Raw genomic sequence first — 21,010 nt, 5'->3', positions numbered from 1 at the left:
ACGGCACGATGACGGTGCGGATTCGTGTCGATTGGCGGATCAGCCTCGGACTCACGGGGACTGTACTTTCGTATCTCACGATTCCGTTACTGTTTCCCGTGGCGATTGCGCTCTACTACGGAGAGCCGATCGGACCGTTTCTCGTAACCATCGCAGTCACGCTCGTGCTCGCGTTCGGACTGAACACCGTTTCGGTCGAGGGCGATCTGGGTGCTCGTGAAGCATTTCTCGCCGTCTCACTCATCTGGTTGCTCGTTGCGGTCGTCGGGGCGATCCCGTTTCTCGTCGCTGGGGATGGGGTGACTGCTCATCCGGTGAACGCACTGTTCGAGTCGATGAGTGGTATCACGACGACGGGAGCAACAGTCATGCTGGATTTCGACGCTCACACGCGCTCGATCATGATGTGGCGGCAGGTCCAGCAGTGGCTCGGCGGACTCGGTATTCTAATTCTCGCAACGGCGATCCTCTCGGAAGTGGGCGTGGGTGGGGCACAGCTCATGGAATCGGAGACGTGGACCACAACGGTCCACAAGCTCACGCCACGCATCGCCGAAACGGCACGCATCCTTCTCGGCCTGTACGCCGCCATTACCGCGCTCGCAGTGGTCGTATTGTACGTTCTCTTTCTCGTGGGACTGGCCCCCAACATGACGTTGTACAACGCCATCGCCCACGCTCTCACGTCCGTTGCAACGGCGGGATTCTCTCCCGAACCGGCAAGCGCCGGTGCGTTCTCACCCATCGCCCAATGGGTGCTCGTCGCGTGTATGCTTATCGGCGCGACGAGCTTCGGTCTCATCTACGCCGTCCTCACCGAGGCTGAGTTCCAACGCCTCCGCAGCAACGAGGAGCTTCGCTTCTATCTGGGTGGGACCGCCGTCGCGGCAGGACTGGTCGCTGCCGCGCTCACGTTCGATCCGTCGATCGATCCGAACCTCGAACAGACGATCAGACACGCCGTGTTCAACACCGTCTCGATCGTCACGACGACCGGATACGCCAGCACGGACTTCAACCTCTGGTCTCCCGCAGCGAAACACGTGCTGTTTACCTGCATGTTCCTCGGTGGGATGGTCGGGAGCACGACCTGTTCGATCAAAACGCTGCGGTGGCTCGTCGTCCTCAAGGCGTTTTATCGCGAGCTGTTCACTGCTATTCATCCGTCGGCCGTCCGTCCCATCCGCGTCAGCGACGACCCAGTGGACGAGAGTACCGTCCAGGACATCTATGGCTTCGTGTTGCTCAGCCTCGTGCTCGCGTTCGGACTGACTGTCTTCGTCGTGGTCGATGCCGCCCGCGTCGGTCTTCGGGTGTCGGAGTTCGAAGCGATGAGCGCAGCCGCTTCGACGTTTCTCAACATCGGCCCGGCGTTCGGCTCGGCGGGGCCCTACGGGAGCTACCACGCGTTTCCTGCGACGACGAAGACGGCGATGGTCTTACTGATGTGGATCGGTCGTGTCGAGATCATCCCCGTTCTGACGCTGTTCACTCGGGCGTTCTGGCGGTCGTGACAGTGACGCGATTCAGTCGTCGCCTACAGCCGCTCGTATCGTCTCCGTTCGTGGCCCCTCAAGTTCTACGTCCGGGAGGAGATCGCGCAGGTAGCGCCCGGTGTGGGAGTCGTCGCTCCGGGCGACGGTTTCGGGAGATCCCGTCGCCACGAGATCGCCACCGTGTTCCCCACCCTCGGGACCGAGATCGACGATGTGGTCGGCGTTTTTCACGAGATCCAACTCGTGTTCGACGACGACGACCGTGTTGCCTTCATCCACGAGGCGTTGGAGCACATCGATGAGTTTCCGTTCGTCTTCGGGATGCAAGCCGGTCGTCGGTTCGTCGAGGAGATACAGCGTGTCGCCACTGTTCCGTTTACCGAGTTCTTCTGCGAGTTTGACCCGTTGGGCTTCCCCGCCCGATAGCGTCGTGGAAGGCTGTCCGAGTTTCATGTAATCGAGCCCCACATCCCGGAGCAACTGGAGCCGGCGCCCGATGCGAGGATCGTGTTCGAAAAAGTCGTGTGCTTCCTCGACGCTCATATCGAGCACGTCGGCGATGGTCCGATCCTTATACGTCACATCGAGAGTCTCGTCGTTGTACCGTGCCCCCTCACACTCTTCACAGGGAACGTACACATCTGACAGGAAATTCATCTCGATCTTGACGGTTCCCTGTCCGCCACACGCCTCACACCGTCCTCCTTTGACGTTGAAGGAAAACCGACCCTTCTCGTAGCCGCGCTGTTTGGCCAGCGCTGTTTCCGCAAACAGTTCGCGGATGTAGTCGAAAACGCCGGTGTATGTCGCCGGATTCGACCGCGGGGTGCGTCCGATCGGACTCTGATCGATGAGGCGCACCGTTTCAACGAGCTCGACGTTCTCGATGTCGTCGTGATCACCGGGATGGACGTCCGTGTCGTTCATCCGCCGGACGAGACCTTTGTACAACACGTCGTGCAACAGCGTCGATTTTCCCGAGCCGGAAACGCCCGTGATCGTCGTGAGCGTCCCGAGCGGGATCGACACGTCGAGATCTCGGAGGTTGTGCTGGCGTGCGCCACGAACTGTCAGCTGCCCACTCGGATCGCGCCGTGTGTCGGGAACCGGTATCTGTCGCCGGCCCGCGAGATAATCGCCGGTAATGCTCTTTTCAGTCGCCATCACGTCTTCGATATCGCCGTTGACCACGACCTCACCGCCGCGCTTTCCGGGTCCCGGTCCCATGTCGATGACGTTGTCCGCCCGCCGCATGGTTTCGGTGTCGTGCTCGACGACGAGCAGCGTGTTACCCAGATCTCGTAGCTCTTCGAGCGTGTTGAGCAGACGGTCGTTATCGCGTTGGTGCAGGCCGATGGATGGCTCATCGAGCACGTACAGCACGCCGACCAGCCCGGAACCGATCTGGGTTGCCAACCGGATCCGCTGGCTCTCTCCACCGGAGAGCGTCGAGGCCTCCCGATCGAGCGTGAGGTAATCGAGACCGACCTCACACATGAAGCCCAACCGATCGCGGATCTCCTTTAAGATCTCTTCGGCGATGATGCGCTCGCGCTTGGTCAGTTGCGTCTCCCACCCTTCGAACTGGTCGAGCGCGTCGCCGATGCTCATTCGGTTGATCTCCGTGATCGCCGTGTCATTGACCAGCACCGCTCGGCTCGCAGGTTTGAGCCGCGTGCCCTCACACGCTGGGCACGTCGTGGTCGCCATATACTCCTCGATATGCTCGCGCGTGCTCTGGGAGTCGGTTTCGACGTACCGGCGTTCGAGATTCGGAATGATTCCCTCGAACGGCTGTTCCTTCCGCCGGATACCGTTTTTCGTCCGGCGTTTGAAGACGACATCTTCAGTGGTACCGTACAGAAACGCCTGTTGAATTTCTGGCTCGGTCTCTTCGAACGGTGTGTCGAGGCTCACGTCGAAGTGCGCCGCAACCGAATCGAGCCGGGTCTGGTAGTACGAACGGTTGTAGCTCCACGGCTCGAAGACATCGCGCAACGGCTTCGATGGGTCCCGGATCACGAGATCCTCGTCTATCTCTTTGGTCTCGCCGATGCCCTCACATTCCGGACACGCACCGTGAGGGCTGTTAAAAGAGAAGCTCCGCGTTTCGATCTCGGGCAGATCGATCCCGCACCGCGTACACGCAAGCTCCTCGGAGAACTCCGCGACGAGCCGATCCGCGTCGGCAGGCTCAGAGGCCATGTCAGCGTTCGAGAGATCCCCTGTCGAGCGCGCTATTGCGCCCAACTCGGCGTTCTCGGGTGGATCCGGAATGATCACCTTCAACACGCCATCGGCTTCGGTGAGTGCCGTCTCGACGCTGTCGGTGATGCGCGAGCGGGCGTCCTCGGTGATCGTGACGCGATCGACGACGACATCGATCGTGTGATCGAAGTTCTCGTCCAGTTCGGGCGTCTCGACGGTGAGATCGTACTCGGTTCCGTCCACCTCGACACGGGAGTACCCCTCCGAGACGAGTTCCTCGAACAGATCCGCGAACGCACCTTTCTGGTCGCGCACGACGGGCGCAGCGATCTTCGCTCGCGTTCGTTCGGGAAGATCGAACAGCCGACGCACCATAGTCTGTGCGCTCTGCTCGCCGACTTCTTGCCCACACTCCGGACAGTGTGGCGTTCCGATGCGGGCGTACAGCAACCGGAGGTAGTCGTGCAGTTCCGTCACCGTTCCGACGGTCGAGCGCGGGTTGTTGGCGGCGTTTTTCTGATCGATCGAGATCGCAGGAGAAAGTCCCTCGACCGTCTCGACTTGTGGTTTGTCCATCTGCCCGAGGAAGTTCCGGGCGTACGCTGACAGGCTCTCGATGTATCGGCGTTGGCCCTCGGCGTACACCGTCTCGAACGCCAGCGACGACTTGCCCGAGCCAGACAACCCCGTCACCACCGTGAACGACTCGCGAGGAATGGACACATCGATGTCCTTGAGATTGTGCTCTTCGGCTCCTCGGACCTCGATGAACTCACTCATTGTGTTTTGAACGACCCGTTATCGGGAAACGCTGTCGGTCTCGGTTCCGATGCGTGTTCATACGGATCTCGCTCCCGCCACTGTATTGAACGATGCGCTACCGGAGTGAAAGTGAAGGTGAACGAAAGCTGGTGTCGCGCGGATGTCCTCGTTCGCTGGTCGGCCCTACCAGTGCAGACGCGATAGTTACATTTACCACATCAGTTCGAGATCATACCCATAGTGATCGAGTGTGTCAACGGGTACTGATGACGCCATAGAAGGAGTCGAACTGCAAGATTCCGAATACACGGTCGTTCAGTCGTTGGTCCGGAACAAGTACAAGGCATACGACGCGAACGGCGATCTCGTCCTCCAAGGCAAACAGAAGATGTTCAAGCTCAAAGAGGAATTCCCGTTTCTCGACGGTGATGGCAATCCGGCGTTCACCGTCCAAGCGGGCGGAGTTTTCGATGTCGCCGGTAACTACGTGCTCACCGACGACGTGACGGACGAACCGGTGATCGTTCTCGATAAGAACTGGACCATGTTCACCCACCAATGGAAGCTACGCGATCCCGACACCGAGGCGGTCATCGCAACGATCGGATCCGCCAGCAAGATCGTGGACGTGCTTCGCCATCTTCCGTACGTCGGTGGACTGTTCCATCTCATCCCCCACGAATACGAGATCACCGACGCGGAGGAGAACCGCATCGGATCCGTTCAGGGGGAATTCTCGATCAAGGATCGGTACACTGTCACGGTCGACGACGGGTCCGATGTCCCGAGGGAGGCGATCGTTGCGGCTGCGATGGTCATCGACGCGATCGAGGGAAATTGAAACGGATACCGAACGTGGCACTCCGTTCAAGCGGGTTCCATAGACACTTAACGGATAGCTGCCAACATCACTAACAGGATGCCCAAAGGGATCATCGACACGATCACGCTCGCAATCACGGTCGCGTTTGCTCTCCCGGTCGGGATGTTCGGAGTGCAGTTTCTGCTGTCGGAGCAACTCCTACTCGGTAGTGTGTTCATCGGTATCGCCGCGTTGATGATCATCGCCGAGGAGTACATCACGACACCGAGCGATCTACCGGCGATCGCCGCCCAGCGGGTCGTCGGCTCCATCACGACCACGGACGACGGACGGACGGACAACAAAAACGAATCCTGATCGCGTTATTTGGCCGTGACGGGCGGTTCCTGCGCTTCGGCGATGAGTTCTTCGAGCGTGTGGTCTGACGGTCGATCGTTGAGCAACACATCGATGGGAAGCGTCGGAGCACCGTCAACGAGGTTTTCAAGCAGGACAAGCCGCTTGCGTGCACGAGACATCCCGACATAAAAGACGCGTCGTTCGTTGTCGGTCAGGACGGGAACGGGATCGGTGTGTTTCGTGAACTCCTCGACGGTCGGTACCGCCGTAGGGTCCTCGACGGTCGCAACCATCTGTTCGACGACCTTCTCGGTCAGATCGGTTGCGACGAAGACGTGATCGGCTTCACGGCCTTTCGCGCTGTGGATAGTCCCGATCCGAACGCGAGCCCGATCGACGTCCTGGTATGGACCGCCGAAGTACGCTCCCATCGAGCGCTTCTGATAGTTCGTTACCTTGTGCGCCATGTCTGCCGCGCTCGATCGGGTTGGAGCGAAGGGAGCGTACTCTTTGATGAACGACGGCTCGATCTCCAGATCGGTGAGATCGTCGACGTCGCGCGCGTCCTGTCGGTCCTCGATGGCCGTAAACATCTCATCGCGCGATCCGGTACCGAACGCAGCCGAATCGAGCATCTCTGCCAACCGACGGGCTTGGAGTCCAGTGAGTGGTGTCTCGTCGTCGAGCGCTTCGACCGCCCGGATGTAGTCAGCGAGCCGGTCGGTCCACATTCGCTGGTCAGTCATCGTCCGGAACGGAATACCCTGATCGATGAACTCATCCATGAATTGGAACATCTGGTAGCGTGCACGAAAGAGCACCATGACGCTGCCGTCGCTCTCTTCGATCGTCGCGCGAACGTTGCGCATCAGATCGTACATGGAAGGATTGCTCACGGCCTCGACCCGCCCGCCATCCGTTCGGGGTTGGAAGTCCTTTTCTTGGCGTTCGGCGACGTGATCGATCTCGCGGTTGACGACGTTGAGGATCCGGGAGGGCAATCGATACGACGTATCGAGAACGACGTTCTCCCCACCTTCTTCGAGGAGCAACGTCGGATCGGCCCCCTGCCACGCGTACACGACCTGGTCGTCGTCGCCTGCGATGAGCGCTTGGTCCATGTGGGGTTTCCACTCCTCGTAGACGGCGTACTGAAGCGTCGTGATGTCCTGAAACTCGTCGATAACGAGGTAATCGACGGACGGAACGAGCGATCGTTGTTGTACCCGCTCTAGCATGTCGGCGAACCCGACGAGATCGTTCTCACCCTTATACCCCCGCCATGCTCGGATCGTCTGTGGAACGTCGATGCGGTCGTCGTCGCTCGGCCACGTCGGCGTGTACTTGTTTCCTGTCTGGGCGTTGGGATCGATCTCCGGTGGGAGACGAACCGTTTCGACGTCCCACTGGAACGGAACGGCGTGCCACTGTGCGACATCGCGGCTTGTTCGTTGGAGCCACTGGCTCGTCGCGATGATCTTGTTGCCGATCGTCGTCGATCGGGAAGAGCGCCGCCGCGAAGAATCGTACTCGTCCTCATAATCGAGTCCGTACTCCTCACAGAACTCCTGTTTGTCAGATTCGCCCACGACGTCGTTGCGAGAGAGATTCAACAGCTCGTAGGCTTTGGCGTGCATCGTACAAACGTTTCCCTTGAGCGACCGGGGGCTACAGTCGAGACGTTCTGCGAGCCGCTCTCGAACCTCGGCCGCCGCTGCACGGGTGTACGAAACGATGAGGATATCTTCGACCCGTACGCCGGAATCCAGCATTTCGTCGACCCGATCGAGAAGCGCTGTCGTTTTCCCACATCCCGGTCCACCGAACAACCGGGTCACACGCGTCTGAGTCATTGAGGGTGACAAGGCACCCAACAGTATAAGTGACCTGACTCCGACTCGGAAACGTCGTCCGCTCACTCCTGGGCGTCCGCCGATTGGACCCAGACGGTTTTCTCGTTGACGAACGATTTAATGCCGTGTTCGGACAGCTCCCGTCCATATCCGGACTGCTTGACGCCACCGAAGGGAAGTCTGGGATCGGACTTCGTGAGTTCGTTGACGAACACACAGCCGGATTCGATCCGACGTGCGAGTTGCTCACCACGATCGAGATCCTCCGTCCAGATCGAGCCACCCAACCCGTACGTGGAGTCGTTAGCTACCTCGACGGCCGTGTCTTCATCCGGGACGGAGAAAACCGCCGCCGCAGGACCGAACACCTCTTCACGACCCATCGGCGAATCGTGCGGAACGTCAGTCACGACGGTGGGCGGGTAGAAGTACCCTTCCCGGTCGAGAGGCTCACCCCCCGTTTCGAGCGTTCCACCCGCTCTGAGAGTCTGCTGGATCTGTTCGTGGACATCGTCCATGAGATCCTTGCGGGCCTGTGGGCCGATGTCGGTCGATTCGTCCGTCGGATCACCGATAGACAACGACTCTATCTCCGTGATGAACGCATCGACGAACGCGTCGTACACCGCCTCGTGGACGATGAATCGCTTGGCAGCGATACAGGACTGGCCGGAGTTGAGCGTGCGCGCTCGCGTACCGACGCGGGCCGCCGTCTCGACGTCAGCGTCGTCGAGTACGATAAACGGATCGCTACCGCCGAGTTCGAGCACTGAGGGAAGTAGTTCCCGCCCGGCAGCCCCACCGACAGCACGGCCTGCGCGTTCGCTGCCGGTGAGTGTTACCCCCCGGATTCGATCGTCCTCAATGATCCCCTCGATGGCGTCGGAGCCGACGATCAGACTCTGAAAAACGCCCCTGGGATAGCCGGCACGCTCGAACACCCGTTCGATGGCTTTCGCACAGCCCGGAACGTTCGAAGCGTGTTTCAACAGTCCCGTGTTGCCGGCGGTCAGCGCGGGTGCAGCGAACCGAAACACCTGCCAAAACGGGTAGTTCCACGGCATGACCGCGAGCACCGGACCGATCGGCTCGTGGGAAACGAACGTCTTGGCGTGGGGCTCGCTTCGGATCACTTCATCAGCCAGATACGAATCCGCCTGCTCGGCGTAGTGGTCACACACCCATGCGCACTTCTCGATCTCCGCGATCGCCTCCGTGATCGGCTTTCCCATCTCCCGGGTTGCGATTTCGGCGTACTCCATCGTGTTCTCTCGAAGTTCATCCCCAGCCGCCGCCAACAGCCTCCTGCGTTGGGATAACGACCGATCTCGCCACGTCTCATACGTATCGACCGATCGATCGATCGCCGCTTCGATCGCCGTGTCGGTGTGTTCGTCGATCGGATCCAGCACGGCTTCGGTCGCAGGGTTGACGCGTTCCATGGTCTTCGTCACTGTCCGCATTTACTAATGTATTCGCGTCACGTCCTGTACATAACCGCACCGTACCGTCAGTATATGATCAAGAGCTGTCGTCATACCACCGCCGGCAGCGAAATAGATAAGTATCTATGAAATAATCATGATCCGTGCCATCGATGTCCGTGATGCATGGACTCACTAGTCAGGTGGTTACAGTGAACAATCAACATATATATGTCGTCTTACAGACAAACGGACGGACGATTAACGATATTTTCTCGACACTCTTTGGTGTATTCCTCATCTTGGGAACCGTCGTCGGTATCGTCGTTATCTCTTATATGGTGTACAATGCGTACAAGTACCGCGAACGGGACGGTCACGAAGAGCCAATGGCAGATCCGCTCCAGTTGGGAGAGCTACCACAAGGCGGTGGGGACGGGAAGAAACTGGCTATCTCACTCACGATCAGCGCGATCATCGTCGTCGCTCTCATCGGATGGGCGTACGTGTTGCTCGTCGACGTAGAGGCAGGTCCCTCCCCATCTGCGGACCCGCTCGAAGTCGAGGTCGAGGGCATTCAGTTCGCGTGGCAGTATGAGTATCCCAACGGCCATACGACCAACACGCTGCGGGTTCCCGAGGATCGGGCGGTGACGCTCACTGTCACGTCGGGTGACGTATTCCACACCTTTGGGATTCCGGCGTTCGATCTGAAGGCGGACGCGATCCCCGGCCAAACGACCCAGCGGTGGTTCCGTCCCAACGAAACCGGCACCTACCAAGCACAGTGTTTCGAGCTGTGTGGGTCGGGCCATTCCGTGATGGAATCAGACGTGATCGTGATGGAACCGACCGAGTTCGAGCAATGGTACGCGGAAACGGGATCCGGAACCAACACGGCAGCCACAGGCAACCCGTCGGACGCCGGTTCGACCCCGGCTGACCGGACCGCGAACGATAGTTCAGCGGCGTCGATACAGCGCGTCGTCACCACGCTACAACAATGACCGAGGATCAACAGACACACGACGATCATGCAGTACAGTTCGACGGTGACCCGCGTGGCGGGTCGGCAGCCGAGAACACCCCGGTGTCGCAGCTCCGGCGGTTTTTTACGCGGGACGAGCTCCCGCCGATCGGTACGGTACGACACTGGCTACTCACGACGAACCACAAGGACGTGGGCATCCTCTATCTTATCACATCCCTATTCTTTCTCGTGTTCGGTGGCGTTCTGGCGTTGTTGATGCGAATCGAGTTGCTGACGCCGGTCGGAAATATACTGAGTGCAACGGGATACAACCAAGCGGTCTCGACGCACGGACTGATAATGATCTTCTGGTTTCTTTCGCCGTTCGCGTTCGGTTTTGCCAACTACGTGATTCCCCTGCAGATCGGCGCAAAGGATCTCGCGTTTCCACGGCTCAACGCCTTGAGCTACTGGCTATACCTCTTTTCGGGAATACTGCTCGGGATTTCCTTCTTCCAAGGCGGGAGCTTCGAAGGGGGGTGGACGATGTACGCTCCGCTCAACGTCCCGACCTACATGCCGAACATCGGATCGACGACCACCGTGTTGGCGCTAATGTTGTTCGTGATCTCCGTGACGGTGTCGTCGGTGAACTTTCTCACCACCCTCCACAGGATGCGTGCGAAGGGGCTGACGCTGTTTCGGATGCCGCTGTTCACGTGGTCGATCCTGCTGACGGTGTGGATGATGCTGTTCGCGTTCGCAGCACTGCTCGCGGCCCTGTTGATCCTGAGCTCCGATCGGATCCTCGGAACGACGTACTTCACAGCCGAGGGGACGCCCGGGTCGCTGCTCTGGACGCACTTGTTCTGGTTTTTCGGTCATCCGGAGGTGTACATCGTGTTCTTCCCGGCGATAGGTGTGATGGCCGAAACGTTCCAGACGTTCACCGGTCGGCGGCTCGTCGGCCGCAAGTGGTTCATCCTTGCGATGGTACTGGTGGCACTCCAGAGCTTCCTCGTCTGGATGCACCACATGTTTCTCACGAGTATCAATCTCCAGATCAAAACGCTGTTCATGGTGACCACGATCGGTATCTCGCTGCCGTTCGATCTGATGGTGTTTTCACTCATCTACACGATGGTGAAAGGACGGATCCGGTTCACGACGCCGTTCCTGTTCACGTTCGGAGCTCTGTTGGTGTTCATCATCGGCGGGATCACGGGCGTATTTTTGGGGGCTGTCGTGCTCGATTACCAACTGCGAGGGACGTACTGGGTCGTCGCCCACTTCCACTACGTAATGGTGTCCGGAGTGATGGCACTCGTGGGAGGCATATTCTACTGGTATCCGAAGTTTACAGGCCGAATGTACAACAAACGGCTCGGAAAGGCCACATTCGGGATATTTTTCATTGGATTTAATTTGTTGTACTTTCCGATGTTCATCGCTTGGGAAACGCCCCGCCGGGTGTTCGAGTATCCGGCAGCGTTCACCCCATGGCATCAACTCGCTACAGTCGGTGGGTTCTTGCTCGGTATCGCCTTTCTTCTCGTGATCTGGAACTGCTACTGGAGTCTCTGGCGCGGTGAGCCCGTCGACGGTAACCCATGGAAGCATTCGACCACCGCGGAATGGGCCATTCCCTCACCACCGCCACTCGAGAACTTCCCCGGCGTTCCAAACTACGAGAGCGGTTCGTTGGCGTTTCGTGACGACGACACACCGGAGACGTCGACTGACGGCGGGACCACAGTGAGCAGTGACGGTCCTGAGAGCACGACCCCTGACCACCACGACAGCCACGCGAGTCCGTGGCCCTTCTTCATCGGCATCGCGTCGTTGGTGTTTTTCCTCGGGTTGTCGGGCATCACCACTGGCGGGATCTACCCGATCCTCACGGTCCTCGGCGTCGTGTTCGGCGCGGTGTCGATGATCGGGTTCGGGCTGGAATCGTTCTCCGTAACGGAACCAGAACGGGGGGAACGGTGGCCGTTCGAAGGGATCGAAAACGGGAAACTCGGTGTCTGGATCTTCCTCGCCTCGGATGTCGTGCTGTTCGGGGCGTTCATCGGATCGTACGTCTTCCTCCGGGTCGGATACGGCTGGACCGACTGGACGCTCGTCCCCCACGATCCGATTCCGGGACTGATCAACACGTACATTCTGCTGACGAGCAGTTTCTGTATCGTGTTGGCGCTGGTCGCGGCAGAGAAAAACAGCAGATGGGGACTCATCGCCGGCCTGAGCACGACGCTGTTGCTCGGGATCGGCTTTCTGATAAACAAGGGCATCGAGTGGGTCGAACTGTTCCATCAGGGAGTCTGGTTGTCGAGTGACGTTCAGGCCTCGACGTTTTTCCTCACGACTGGACTACACGCGCTGCACGTGATTCTCGGGCTGTTGATACTGGTGTATCTCATCCCGAGAGCCATCAACGGCGCGTACCTGAATGATGAGCGTCCCGTCGAGTACTTCGGACTGTACTGGCACTTCGTCGACATCGTCTGGCTGTTCCTATTCCCACTGTTCTACATAATATAAAACAATGACATCAACAAAACTGTACACCGTGATATACGTCGTGTTGTTCGTGTTCGCGACCGTTCAAGTAGCGATCGAGGGACTCAGCGGTATCGGCTATGAAATCATCGTAGCGGGAATTTTACTGTTGTCAGTGATCAAAGCGGTGTTGGTGGCTGGGTACTATCAGCACCTACTGTACGAGCCACGATCGGTGGTGTACGTCGTGGCCTCCGGCCTCGTGACGGCCATTGCGCTGACCTTCGCGGCGTCGTACTCGATCACCTGATTCCGGATCGGCGTGCCGACCACGTCAGGCGCTACCGCACCTGCAACGCGGGTGACCACGCGTTTTATGATCCGTCCCACATCTCATTCGATCGATGACGGCACCGGGATCGATCGAACCGACTGATCTCTCTCCGCTCGCGTGGCGTTTGCTCCGGATAGCCGCCGGGTACGAACAGCGGGCTGTCGAACGCGAACTGGACGATATCCTACAGGCGCACATTTCGATGCTCGAAAGCGGCTCCCGAGCATTGTCAAATCGGCGACGACAGACGCTCCTCGAACTGTATGCGGCCGAACTCTCACCGGAACAGGTCACCGCTATCGTTGAGCATTTCTGAGCGGAGCCATGGTGATGGACCGTCAACAGATCGAAATAGTTAACTCCATATCTCAATATGGGAGCATGTATCAATGATACGCGGTCGGATCTCGGACGTTCACGGACGGATCGGGGTGTTCGCCATCGCCCTGTTCGGAGCCATGGTCATCGCGGGGTTACCGACGCCGTCCGGTTTGCCGGTGCAGGGACAGTACGCGTTGGCAACGATGTACTTCGCTGGCGTTCTTTGGGTAACCGGCGTGCTCCCACTCGCTGTAACGGCGTTGTCAATACCGATCCTTCTGACCGGGTTCGGCGTGTATCCGAGTTTGGACGAGGCGCTCTCGGGGTTTGCCGATCACGTTATTTTCCTGTTCATCGCGGGCTTCATGCTCGCAAACGCGTTACAAAAATACAACATCGATCGCCGGATCGCGCTGTATCTGATGGTACGGATGGGGACATCTCCCCGATGGTTGATTTTGGCCGTCATGATCGCGACCGCGTTCCTCTCGATGTGGGTGTCGAACACGGCAACGGCAGCGATGATGACGCCGATTGCGCTCGGGGTGCTCACCCAGATCATCGGTCGTGAAGAGATCGCATCGAGAGCCGATCACCGGGAGGAGGAGACCGAACTCGCCACGGATGGAGGACTCGCAGAGATCGGCGATGGGTTTACCAACATCCAGATCGCGATGTTGCTCGGGACGGCTTACGCCGCGAGCGTCGGCGGCGTCGGAACGCTGATCGGAACCCCACCGAACGCCATACTCGCTTCCCAACTTGATGCAATTCTCGGCTACGAAATCGGCTTCGCTCAGTGGTTGATCATCGGTCTCCCGATCGTCGTCGTAACCTTGCCACTCGTGTGGTATTTCCTCACGTATTGGCTGTATCCCCCCGAGATCGACGACGTGGGAGCTGCCCGAGAACAAGCTCGTGAATACCTCCGCGAAGAGGGCACACTCCCCGTCCGGGGGCGGCGCGTAGTGTACATCTTCACGATCACCGCGTTGCTGTGGGTGATCGGTGGACTTGACCGGTTCGTCACCCCGTATCTTCCCGACGTGTGGGCAACAGTGCTGTACGGTGGTGAGGGGACGACCTTCCTCGGCGTCAGCGGGCATCAAGGACTGCTTTATTACGTGATGGTCGGTCTGTACGCTATTCCCGCACTCGTCCTCGCAGACACGATGGAGTGGGAGGAACTCGTCGATATCGACTGGGGTGTTATCTTGCTGTTCGGTGGCGGAATCGCGCTCGCAAACGCCCTCGCAGACAGTGGTGCGACGAAGTGGATCGCTGAAACCGTGTTCGGCGGATTGACCGGCGCACCGATCGTCGTCGTTGTCAGCGCAGTCGTGTTGTTGATCATCTTCCTCACGGAAATGACCTCGAACACCGCAACAGCGACCATCATCATCCCCTTGCTCATCAGTATCGGCGGGGCCTTCGCCGCCACGCTCGGACTGTCACAACTGGCCGCCGGGATCTTCCTCGCCGTCAGCGGTGCGATCGCCGCAAGTTATGCGTTCGCACTACCGGTTGCCACACCGCCCAACGCCATCGTTTTCGGCAGTGGCTATCTCGAACAGCGACACATGATGCGAGCCGGCATCGTCCTCAACCTCCTCATGACGATCGTTCTCACTGGTCTTATCTGGGTGTTGTTCACGTTCGTCTGGCCGGTCGTGCTCTGGTAACGGCCGTCGATCAGCTCCAAACGAACGCGTAGGTGTATGTGAACGCGAAGAAGGTACCGACGAGCGCGCCGATCACTTTCAAGTGAAAGACGAACAACTCGTTTGATTCGGCGTCGTAGGCGCGTTCATAGCGTTCGCGTTGCTCGTCGGTCCATTGCTCTCGGTGACGTTCGCCGAGGTGGAGCACACACAGCTGCTCAGTGGCGAACGGGCGGGTACAGTAGGGACAGCGAGCAGCTGGTGTATCGTCGTCGGGAATCGCCGTCGGGACTCGTTCGTTCGCTCGCTCGGCGATCGATCGTCGGCTGTGCTCGTCGGTTTCGGTCGATCCATCGGGGACGGGTTTTGTTGACATACTCATGTGACGACTGGGGGTCGAACGGACGGTTGGAGAACGATCCACATACCAATCATGGTGTAAGCGATCATCATGAGGATGAAGGGATACTGACTCCGTATTGATTGAAATCTGCCGGTGAAGAGGTCGAACGCAGTGGTGTGGGCCACCCAGACCGCGAGCAGATGTCCACAGAGGATAGACAGCAATTGTAACGGTCCGAACCACGACGGCCGTGGTAGCAGGGTGATCAGACCACCGAACGGCTGTGAGAGAACCCCAGCGAGCACCGCCAACAACCCCAGAACGGAGCCGAGATAGTGCGCGAAGTGGTAGCTCACGGCAATCGGGAGCAGCGAGCGGGCAAACCGCTGTTCGATGACCTGAACGGTGACGTACGTCCGGCCGGTTCGGCGGGCAGACCGTACACCAGCCCGATAGACGAACAGAAACGCCCCGAAGCCACCCCCCATTCCGAGGGCGTACACCATCGCCGGTGGGATGCCGACGGCGATGGCCGCCTGCACTAGCTCGCGCCACAGTGGTGTCGAGACGAGTCCGTCGTAGGTCGTCACCCACAGCACAGCGATGATGAACGTGGGTTCGCCCCGTCCACGCTCACCCTCGGTGAGTTCGCTTCCGGGTATCGTGAGTTCGATACCGGACGACACGCGTTGAAACGGTGCCACGCGCCCGTACGCACGAAAGAGACGGGCGATCGGGTCGACCCACCGAAACCACGCCACTCCATACACCACACCACCGGCGATGGTAAGCAGTGAGTACACGATGATCACGGCCGCAAGCAGTCGTGGCGATGTCGTCACGGGAGTGACCATCGTCAGCCACACCGATCCAAGCAGTCCACCGACGCTTGGCCACACGCCAAGCCGCTGGGGAAGCGATCGGTCGATCGAGACCCAGTCGGTGACGACCGAGGCGATCGTCCGCCACGGATTGAGCGTCGGCCACGTGTTGCCCACGAGATACACTGACATCGTATATCCTGCCCACCAGCCACTCCACACGAACAGAATAGCGAATTCAGAGATCACAGACGATGTTCTAATGGCACAGCCCACGACGATGACGAGCACCACGACGCTCGCCAGCCGGATGGCGCTGCTCAGAAAGCGAGGCACTAGCCATCTAGGAACAAACCATTGCAAGGCAGTAACCGATCGGATCGTCTCGCGGTCGGTAACGAACGAGGTGATAAGAAACGACGCGCCGATGACGCCCCCGCCCGTCGATAGCACCAGCCACCACGGCACCGAAACAGGCTCGCTCGATAGATCCATCGAACCGGTGGCGGCTACGGCAGATCCGACGAACAGCCAGACACCACACGACCAGAGCACACTGCGAACGAGATACGTAGTACCGTCAGAGCAAACCGGACGATCTGTTACCATCGATTACGCGAGAAACACGAGCCGTGTGGCGATCACGACGACGACGAGCAATCCCAGCAGCCACAGCGCCACACCGGTCGCTTCCGCACTCTTGCGGCCGTGGCTCCGCAACGAAAGGTAGATGCCCGAAAAGAGATAGCTACAGAGCAACCCTCCGAGGACGACGACGAGCACCGCACCAATGGCCTGTGGTCCAATGCCTGACGGCGCGTTTCCGGCGATGAAAGCGACTGCACCACCACCGGCGATAGCTACCAATCCAAGAAAACCGATGACCCACCCGATCGGTGTAGCGGACGAACCGACATCAGGCCCGGATTCGGCGGTCGAACGAGGCGTTTCCACGGCAGTCTGTGGAAGGTCTGCCACCGTGGCTTGGCGCGTCGGCTCACCGCGATTGGCTCGAAGACGGATGACGACACCGACGACCGCCACCAGGAACACCCCCATCAGAACGGCGCTCGCTAGATTGGTAGTCACGATCATGGTACTACATCTCGTTGTGAGTCGATCCTTATATTTCTACTGCCGACAAACGATTGTTCCGGTCGTGTGGCCCGAACTGACCGAAAAATATCGCTGTGGTGAGCAAATCGTCGAACCGGAAAAAACGAAATCAGAGCGCTCCTACACGATTCCGTTGATCCGCGTGAGCATGATGAACGCGACGGGAATTCCAGCAGTGATGGCGGCGTCACGCCGGGATAGATCGTGGAGTTTGGCCATCGCGTAGGTCCAGATGACGCCGCTCCACGCCAACAGCGCGAGACCGATGATTCCCGAAGCGAGGAGAATCGGGTCGGACTGGAGTTCGGCGACCGTCTCCTGGGCTGCATAAGGCGACTCTGGAAGTGAAACGCCACCGAACACTGTGTAGGAGGCCACGGCGGCAATCGTCTGATTAACCACCGCTGGAACGTAGCCCCAGCCGGTCAGCGCGATCGTATCAGTAAAAGTCCCAGATCCCTCGAATCCGAAGTGAGCGATCGCATAAAACGCGACCGCATACAACAACCAGCCGGCGAGCGTTTCGATGAACGTCCAGCCGACGGCAATGACCATCGTTCCCGTTGCGAATACGTTCTGGAGGGTTTGGTTGGCGTCCTGTGTCTGGTGATCGACCACCATCGACATGGCCTCTCCGGACAGTTCTGCTCCTGGAGACGCCGCGATCGCCGCCAGAAAAGACGTTGTCATAACTAGTACGATCGGGATGAACCATGACGGTTCCGTAGCTTGTTGGTCGAAAAACGAATCTGGATCGGTGAGTATATCACTCAGTGCCATTACACAAACATCAACTGTATCAGTAATAAACACCGACAATTGTTACTCACCGGAATGTCAGGTGCGCCCTTCGAATATCAATTAAAATCTCTACGCATCGCGATCTCGAACCACGGACAGAGTCGGAGCTGGCGGTACAGCCGGGGATTGTCGTGAAGATGTTCGTACGGAATCCACAGATACCCGCCGACCTCCTCGGGATCGGGATCGAGAGCGGTCGTATCGAGCGTGCATTTCAAGACGGTACACACCTCGTGTTCGATGCCGTTGTTGAGGTAGTATCGCTTGTATTCGAACTTGTCCGTCACCCGGAGATCCTCGTATTGGCTCGGTGTGATTCCGAGTTCCTCTTCGAGTCGTTGTTCGGTCGCTTCGACCTGTGTCTGTCCTCGTTCTGGATGAGAGGCGACAGTGCCGTCCCAGTACGTATCCCACAGGCGTTTGTCGGGGCTGCGCTGTGCGAGGAGGATGTGGCCATCGCCATCGAACACGAGCGCCGTGAACGCTCGATGGCGGATTCCATCACCGGTATGAGCCACTAGCCGGTTGACGACTTCCTGTTCGTTGTCGTCTGCGTCGACGGCAATGACATCCTGTGCTGCGTTCTCGTGGCGGGAGCTATCTCCCGACGCTCCCGACGGGGGGAGATCATCGGTGTGCATACTCAGTCCTCGGTGGTGGTTCATAAGGACTCTTCGACTCGTCGTTCGATACCTCACCCGAGCCGTTCTTCGAGAATCAAGCGGGTTTTGGTGCTTTTGACTTCTTCTAAGGACCGGGCCTTCGTGATGAGATCGTTCACACCTCGGGTGTCCGCAGCGTCAACGACGAGCACGATGTCTTCCTCACCGCTGACCTGCCAGACGAAATCGACCTCGTTCCATTCGGCCATACACTCAGAAACCGCAGTCGTGTCTACATCGACTGCAACGCTGATCTCGACCATCGCCTTTACGTTTCCGGTACGCGTCGACACGGTGAAGCGTTCGATCACGTTCGTGTCTTCTAATCGTTCGACTCGATTGCGAACCGTCCCCTCCGAAGTGCCGACGATCGTTGCAATCTCCGTGTACGGAGTCCGGGCATCGCGTCGGAGGACGTTGAGTATCTCCCGATCGAGACTATCCATTTCCATTGAGGATCATGACTATCGTTCCCACCCACTTGGCGATTACGAAAATCGTAGCCTCGTTTCGAATAGCAATGGTTAAGGCGATAGTCGAATACGTTCTTCGTAATGACGGACGCCTACGTGGCGCTGGAGGGTGAGCGGGTCGTTTCTGCGCGCGCTCGCGCCCCCGGCCGTACGCGCGGCGAACTGGTGTTCACGACAGCTTACACCGGCTACGAGGAGAGCCTCACTGATCCTTCATACGAGGAGCAAGTGCTCACGTTCTCGTATCCACTCATCGGGAACTACGGTGTCCGATCCGAGCGGTTCGAATCGGATCGGGTTCATCCCCGTGCCGTCGTGGCCCGTGAACTCACCGACGATGTGGCGTCGTGGCTAACCGAAGAAGACATCCCTGCGGTTGATCACCTCGACACGCGCGAGTTGGTTATTGGCATCCGCGAGGAAGGCGCAATGCAGTGTGGCGTCGTCGCTGGCGACGACGTCACCCCTGACGACGCGCTCGAAGAGCTCGCACAGTGTGAGGCGATGAGCGATCACACCGACATCGGAGCACAGGTGTCAGTCGATAGTCCGGTGACGTACAACCGCGACGGAGAAGGACCGTCGGTCGCCCTCATCGATTGTGGTGCGAAGGATTCGATCGTCACGTCGTTGATCGACCGCGATGCCACCGTTCACGTGCTCCCCTACGACACGACCGAAGCGACGATCGAGGAGCTGTCTCCTGATCTCCTTTTCGTCTCGAACGGTCCAGGCGATCCGAAGAACTTCGACGCCGCTGGTGATCTCGTCGAAACGTACGCGGGCGAGATCCCGCTGGCTGGCATCTGCTTGGGCCAGCAGGTCATCGCCGATACGCTGGGCGGCGACACGGAGAAAATGACGTTCGGCCACCGGGGCGTCAATCAACCGGTACGGGACCTTCAAACCGGGCAGGTCGTGATGACGACCCAAAATCACGGCTACACTGTCTCCGATCCCGGCGAGCTCGATGTCACACAGATCAACGTCAACGACGACACACCCGAAGGGTTAGACAGCGACGACCTCGACATCAAAACTCGCCAGTACCATCCCGAAGCGAATCCCGGACCACACGATACGCTCGACTTTTTCGATGATGTGCTGGGGATGGTCGATTCGAAACCGACCGTTTCGGCGGACTGACCACCCACTTTTTTTTACGCTCGGGTAGCGGAGCTACCCTCGCGCAAAAAACCTGGACTAAAAAACGCCGCTCGCTGCGCTCGCGGTACTGCGTCTTTTCCGCTTCCGTACCGCCATCGCTCCGCCTCCGCTACCGGTACAATCTCGACAACAACGCCCGATTTCCAGTGGCTCGTTAGTACTCTCCGAACAATCGCTGGAAAAACGGGTTATTGGTGGACTATAATATTTCTGTTCAATAAGTGTATTTATGTGTGGTGGGGAAGTCAACGATAGGCCGTTCACTTCGTTCGCGGAGAGAGCAAGATGACCCTGCCACTGTTTCGGTTCTGGAATCGGCAGGGCGAGTCGGTGAACAGCCCGACCATCGAGAATCGGAAGGTGATTGCGAAAGCCGAATTGTACCAGGTGATCGACGTAGCCGATGGGACCTGGTGTAGACCATGCCGATCCGCCGGTAGTGCCCACGCCACCCAGATCGAGTAAGCGCCAGCTGGGCTTGCTCCACAGCGGGAGGGTACAACGAGTTGCTGAGTATTGTGCGGTTCACGCGTTACTGCGCTGTTGGTGAGACGATCGTGGAATGCTGGTTCGACAACGACGCGGGCTGTGAATTCACGAGCAGCGTGATGGAGACGTGATCCAATCGGTGTTTACTCCCGACGATTCCCGTGAACTAACCGAGATGATCGAGACACTGACACAGCGCGCGCGACCGTCTGTCTGGTCACAATGCTGGTGACCCACTGCCAGTACCGCTAACGCGGCGCTTTCTCTGGGTTTCGTCAGCACTGTCCTGAGCTAGTACGAGTCGTCGACGGGGCTGGCACACCAAACATCGATGATTGACAGGAATCGTAACGCGCGGAGGCGGAACGATGGCGGTGCGGAAGCGGAAAAGACGCAGTACCGCGAGCGCAGCGAGCGGCGTTTTTTAGTCCAGGTTTTTTACGTG

19 protein-coding genes are annotated in these 21,010 nt (G+C 58.7%); 10 read left to right on the top strand and 9 right to left on the bottom strand.

Annotated elements, in window-relative coordinates; translation table 11 throughout:
* Positions 1 to 8 precede the first annotated feature (8 nt).
* Positions 9 to 1,514: a TrkH family potassium uptake protein gene (locus MW046_RS11440; RefSeq protein WP_247993234.1), complete on the top strand. Its 1,506-nt coding sequence runs from the start codon at positions 9 to 11 to the stop codon at positions 1,512 to 1,514.
* 12 nt (positions 1,515 to 1,526) lie between these two features.
* Here MW046_RS11440 and uvrA read toward each other — a convergent pair whose 3' ends face one another.
* Positions 1,527 to 4,484 carry an excinuclease ABC subunit UvrA gene (gene uvrA / locus MW046_RS11435; protein ID WP_247993233.1) on the bottom strand — a complete coding sequence of 986 codons (2,958 nt, stop codon included), beginning with the start codon at positions 4,482 to 4,484 and terminating at the stop codon, positions 1,527 to 1,529.
* 232 nt (positions 4,485 to 4,716) lie between these two features.
* On the opposite strand from uvrA, the gene MW046_RS11430 reads away from it, so the two are divergent.
* Together MW046_RS11430 and MW046_RS11425 are read left to right on the top strand one after the other, a co-directional pair.
* Positions 4,717 to 5,307 (top strand): LURP-one-related/scramblase family protein, encoded by a 591-nt coding sequence (locus MW046_RS11430; protein WP_247993232.1) that lies wholly within the window; start codon positions 4,717 to 4,719, stop codon positions 5,305 to 5,307.
* A 78-nt stretch (positions 5,308 to 5,385) separates the two neighbouring features.
* On the top strand, positions 5,386 to 5,646 hold the full coding sequence (locus MW046_RS11425; RefSeq protein WP_247993231.1) for a DUF7533 family protein: 261 nt from the start codon (positions 5,386 to 5,388) through the stop codon (positions 5,644 to 5,646).
* Positions 5,647 to 5,651: 5 nt separating this feature from the next.
* On the opposite strand, the gene MW046_RS11420 is transcribed toward MW046_RS11425, so the two are convergent.
* Positions 5,652 to 7,481, bottom strand: a complete 1,830-nt coding sequence (locus MW046_RS11420; protein WP_247993230.1) for a UvrD-helicase domain-containing protein — start codon at positions 7,479 to 7,481, stop codon at positions 5,652 to 5,654.
* A 62-nt stretch (positions 7,482 to 7,543) separates the two neighbouring features.
* A complete protein-coding gene (locus tag MW046_RS11415; RefSeq protein WP_247993229.1) occupies positions 7,544 to 8,923 on the bottom strand; it encodes an NAD-dependent succinate-semialdehyde dehydrogenase in 1,380 nt (459 codons plus the stop codon).
* Between the two features lie 155 nt (positions 8,924 to 9,078).
* Here MW046_RS11415 and coxB point away from each other — a divergent pair, with 155 nt between their 5' ends.
* From coxB to MW046_RS11390, 5 genes are all read left to right on the top strand, one after another.
* A complete protein-coding gene (gene coxB, locus MW046_RS11410; RefSeq protein ID WP_438268188.1) occupies positions 9,079 to 9,912 on the top strand; it encodes a cytochrome c oxidase subunit II in 834 nt (277 codons plus the stop codon).
* On the top strand, positions 9,909 to 12,419 hold the full coding sequence (locus MW046_RS11405) for a cbb3-type cytochrome c oxidase subunit I (RefSeq protein ID WP_247993227.1): 2,511 nt from the start codon (positions 9,909 to 9,911) through the stop codon (positions 12,417 to 12,419). Before coxB ends, MW046_RS11405 begins: the two co-directional genes overlap by 4 nt.
* 4 nt (positions 12,420 to 12,423) lie before the next feature.
* Positions 12,424 to 12,687 (top strand): cytochrome C oxidase subunit IV family protein, encoded by a 264-nt coding sequence (locus MW046_RS11400; RefSeq protein WP_247993226.1) that lies wholly within the window; start codon positions 12,424 to 12,426, stop codon positions 12,685 to 12,687.
* Between the two features lie 94 nt (positions 12,688 to 12,781).
* Complete coding sequence (locus MW046_RS11395) at positions 12,782 to 13,027, top strand: DUF8599 family protein (protein WP_247993225.1); 246 nt, start codon at positions 12,782 to 12,784, stop codon at positions 13,025 to 13,027.
* Between the two features lie 73 nt (positions 13,028 to 13,100).
* On the top strand, positions 13,101 to 14,714 hold the full coding sequence (locus tag MW046_RS11390; RefSeq protein WP_247993224.1) for an SLC13 family permease: 1,614 nt from the start codon (positions 13,101 to 13,103) through the stop codon (positions 14,712 to 14,714).
* Positions 14,715 to 14,724: 10 nt separating this feature from the next.
* On the opposite strand, the gene MW046_RS11385 is transcribed toward MW046_RS11390, so the two are convergent.
* The 6 genes from MW046_RS11385 to MW046_RS11360 all read right to left on the bottom strand — a co-directional run bounded on the left by MW046_RS11385 (position 14,725) and on the right by MW046_RS11360 (position 18,882).
* Complete coding sequence (locus MW046_RS11385) at positions 14,725 to 15,069, bottom strand: DUF7410 domain-containing protein (protein ID WP_247993223.1); 345 nt, start codon at positions 15,067 to 15,069, stop codon at positions 14,725 to 14,727.
* A 2-nt stretch (positions 15,070 to 15,071) separates the two neighbouring features.
* Entirely contained in the window at positions 15,072 to 16,466 is a 1,395-nt protein-coding gene (locus tag MW046_RS11380) for a hypothetical protein (RefSeq protein WP_247993222.1), read from the bottom strand.
* Between the two features lie 3 nt (positions 16,467 to 16,469).
* Positions 16,470 to 16,952: a hypothetical protein gene (locus MW046_RS11375; protein ID WP_247993221.1), complete on the bottom strand. Its 483-nt coding sequence runs from the start codon at positions 16,950 to 16,952 to the stop codon at positions 16,470 to 16,472.
* Between the two features lie 141 nt (positions 16,953 to 17,093).
* Positions 17,094 to 17,753, bottom strand: a complete 660-nt coding sequence (locus MW046_RS11370; protein WP_247993220.1) for a Yip1 family protein — start codon at positions 17,751 to 17,753, stop codon at positions 17,094 to 17,096.
* Between the two features lie 77 nt (positions 17,754 to 17,830).
* Positions 17,831 to 18,415, bottom strand: a complete 585-nt coding sequence (locus MW046_RS11365; RefSeq protein WP_247993219.1) for an NUDIX hydrolase — start codon at positions 18,413 to 18,415, stop codon at positions 17,831 to 17,833.
* A 53-nt stretch (positions 18,416 to 18,468) separates the two neighbouring features.
* On the bottom strand, positions 18,469 to 18,882 hold the full coding sequence (locus MW046_RS11360; protein ID WP_247994771.1) for an Lrp/AsnC family transcriptional regulator: 414 nt from the start codon (positions 18,880 to 18,882) through the stop codon (positions 18,469 to 18,471).
* A gap of 108 nt (positions 18,883 to 18,990) precedes the next feature.
* Between MW046_RS11360 and carA the strand changes: the two genes are divergently transcribed.
* Positions 18,991 to 20,055: a glutamine-hydrolyzing carbamoyl-phosphate synthase small subunit gene (gene carA, locus MW046_RS11355; protein ID WP_247993218.1), complete on the top strand. Its 1,065-nt coding sequence runs from the start codon at positions 18,991 to 18,993 to the stop codon at positions 20,053 to 20,055.
* Between the two features lie 306 nt (positions 20,056 to 20,361).
* Positions 20,362 to 20,541, top strand: coding sequence for a hypothetical protein (locus MW046_RS11350; protein ID WP_247993217.1), 180 nt, complete (start codon positions 20,362 to 20,364; stop codon positions 20,539 to 20,541).
* Positions 20,542 to 21,010 lie beyond the last annotated feature (469 nt).

It is taken from the genome of Halocatena salina (assembly GCF_023115355.1).
Taxonomy (GTDB): domain Archaea; phylum Halobacteriota; class Halobacteria; order Halobacteriales; family Haloarculaceae; genus Halocatena; species Halocatena salina.
Note: the sequence above shows the minus strand (reverse complement) of the source record. Positions and strands in the feature narration are given on the sequence as shown.

Coding starts and splice junctions, on each gene's coding strand:
- MW046_RS11375 (WP_247993221.1), bottom strand. CDS start 16,952: ATGATCGTGACTACCAATCTAGCGAGCGCCGTTCTGATGGGGGTGTTC.
- MW046_RS11420 (WP_247993230.1), bottom strand. CDS start 7,481: ATGACTCAGACGCGTGTGACCCGGTTGTTCGGTGGACCGGGATGTGGG.
- coxB (WP_438268188.1), top strand. CDS start 9,079: ATGTCCGTGATGCATGGACTCACTAGTCAGGTGGTTACAGTGAACAAT.
- MW046_RS11395 (WP_247993225.1), top strand. CDS start 12,782: ATGACGGCACCGGGATCGATCGAACCGACTGATCTCTCTCCGCTCGCG.
- MW046_RS11350 (WP_247993217.1), top strand. CDS start 20,362: ATGACCCTGCCACTGTTTCGGTTCTGGAATCGGCAGGGCGAGTCGGTG.
- MW046_RS11405 (WP_247993227.1), top strand. CDS start 9,909: ATGACCGAGGATCAACAGACACACGACGATCATGCAGTACAGTTCGAC.
- MW046_RS11390 (WP_247993224.1), top strand. CDS start 13,101: ATGATACGCGGTCGGATCTCGGACGTTCACGGACGGATCGGGGTGTTC.
- MW046_RS11440 (WP_247993234.1), top strand. CDS start 9: ATGACGGTGCGGATTCGTGTCGATTGGCGGATCAGCCTCGGACTCACG.
- MW046_RS11380 (WP_247993222.1), bottom strand. CDS start 16,466: ATGGTAACAGATCGTCCGGTTTGCTCTGACGGTACTACGTATCTCGTT.
- MW046_RS11370 (WP_247993220.1), bottom strand. CDS start 17,753: ATGGCACTGAGTGATATACTCACCGATCCAGATTCGTTTTTCGACCAA.
- MW046_RS11360 (WP_247994771.1), bottom strand. CDS start 18,882: ATGGATAGTCTCGATCGGGAGATACTCAACGTCCTCCGACGCGATGCC.
- MW046_RS11365 (WP_247993219.1), bottom strand. CDS start 18,415: ATGCACACCGATGATCTCCCCCCGTCGGGAGCGTCGGGAGATAGCTCC.
- uvrA (WP_247993233.1), bottom strand. CDS start 4,484: ATGAGTGAGTTCATCGAGGTCCGAGGAGCCGAAGAGCACAATCTCAAG.
- MW046_RS11415 (WP_247993229.1), bottom strand. CDS start 8,923: ATGGAACGCGTCAACCCTGCGACCGAAGCCGTGCTGGATCCGATCGAC.
- MW046_RS11425 (WP_247993231.1), top strand. CDS start 5,386: ATGCCCAAAGGGATCATCGACACGATCACGCTCGCAATCACGGTCGCG.
- MW046_RS11400 (WP_247993226.1), top strand. CDS start 12,424: ATGACATCAACAAAACTGTACACCGTGATATACGTCGTGTTGTTCGTG.
- carA (WP_247993218.1), top strand. CDS start 18,991: ATGACGGACGCCTACGTGGCGCTGGAGGGTGAGCGGGTCGTTTCTGCG.
- MW046_RS11385 (WP_247993223.1), bottom strand. CDS start 15,069: ATGTCAACAAAACCCGTCCCCGATGGATCGACCGAAACCGACGAGCAC.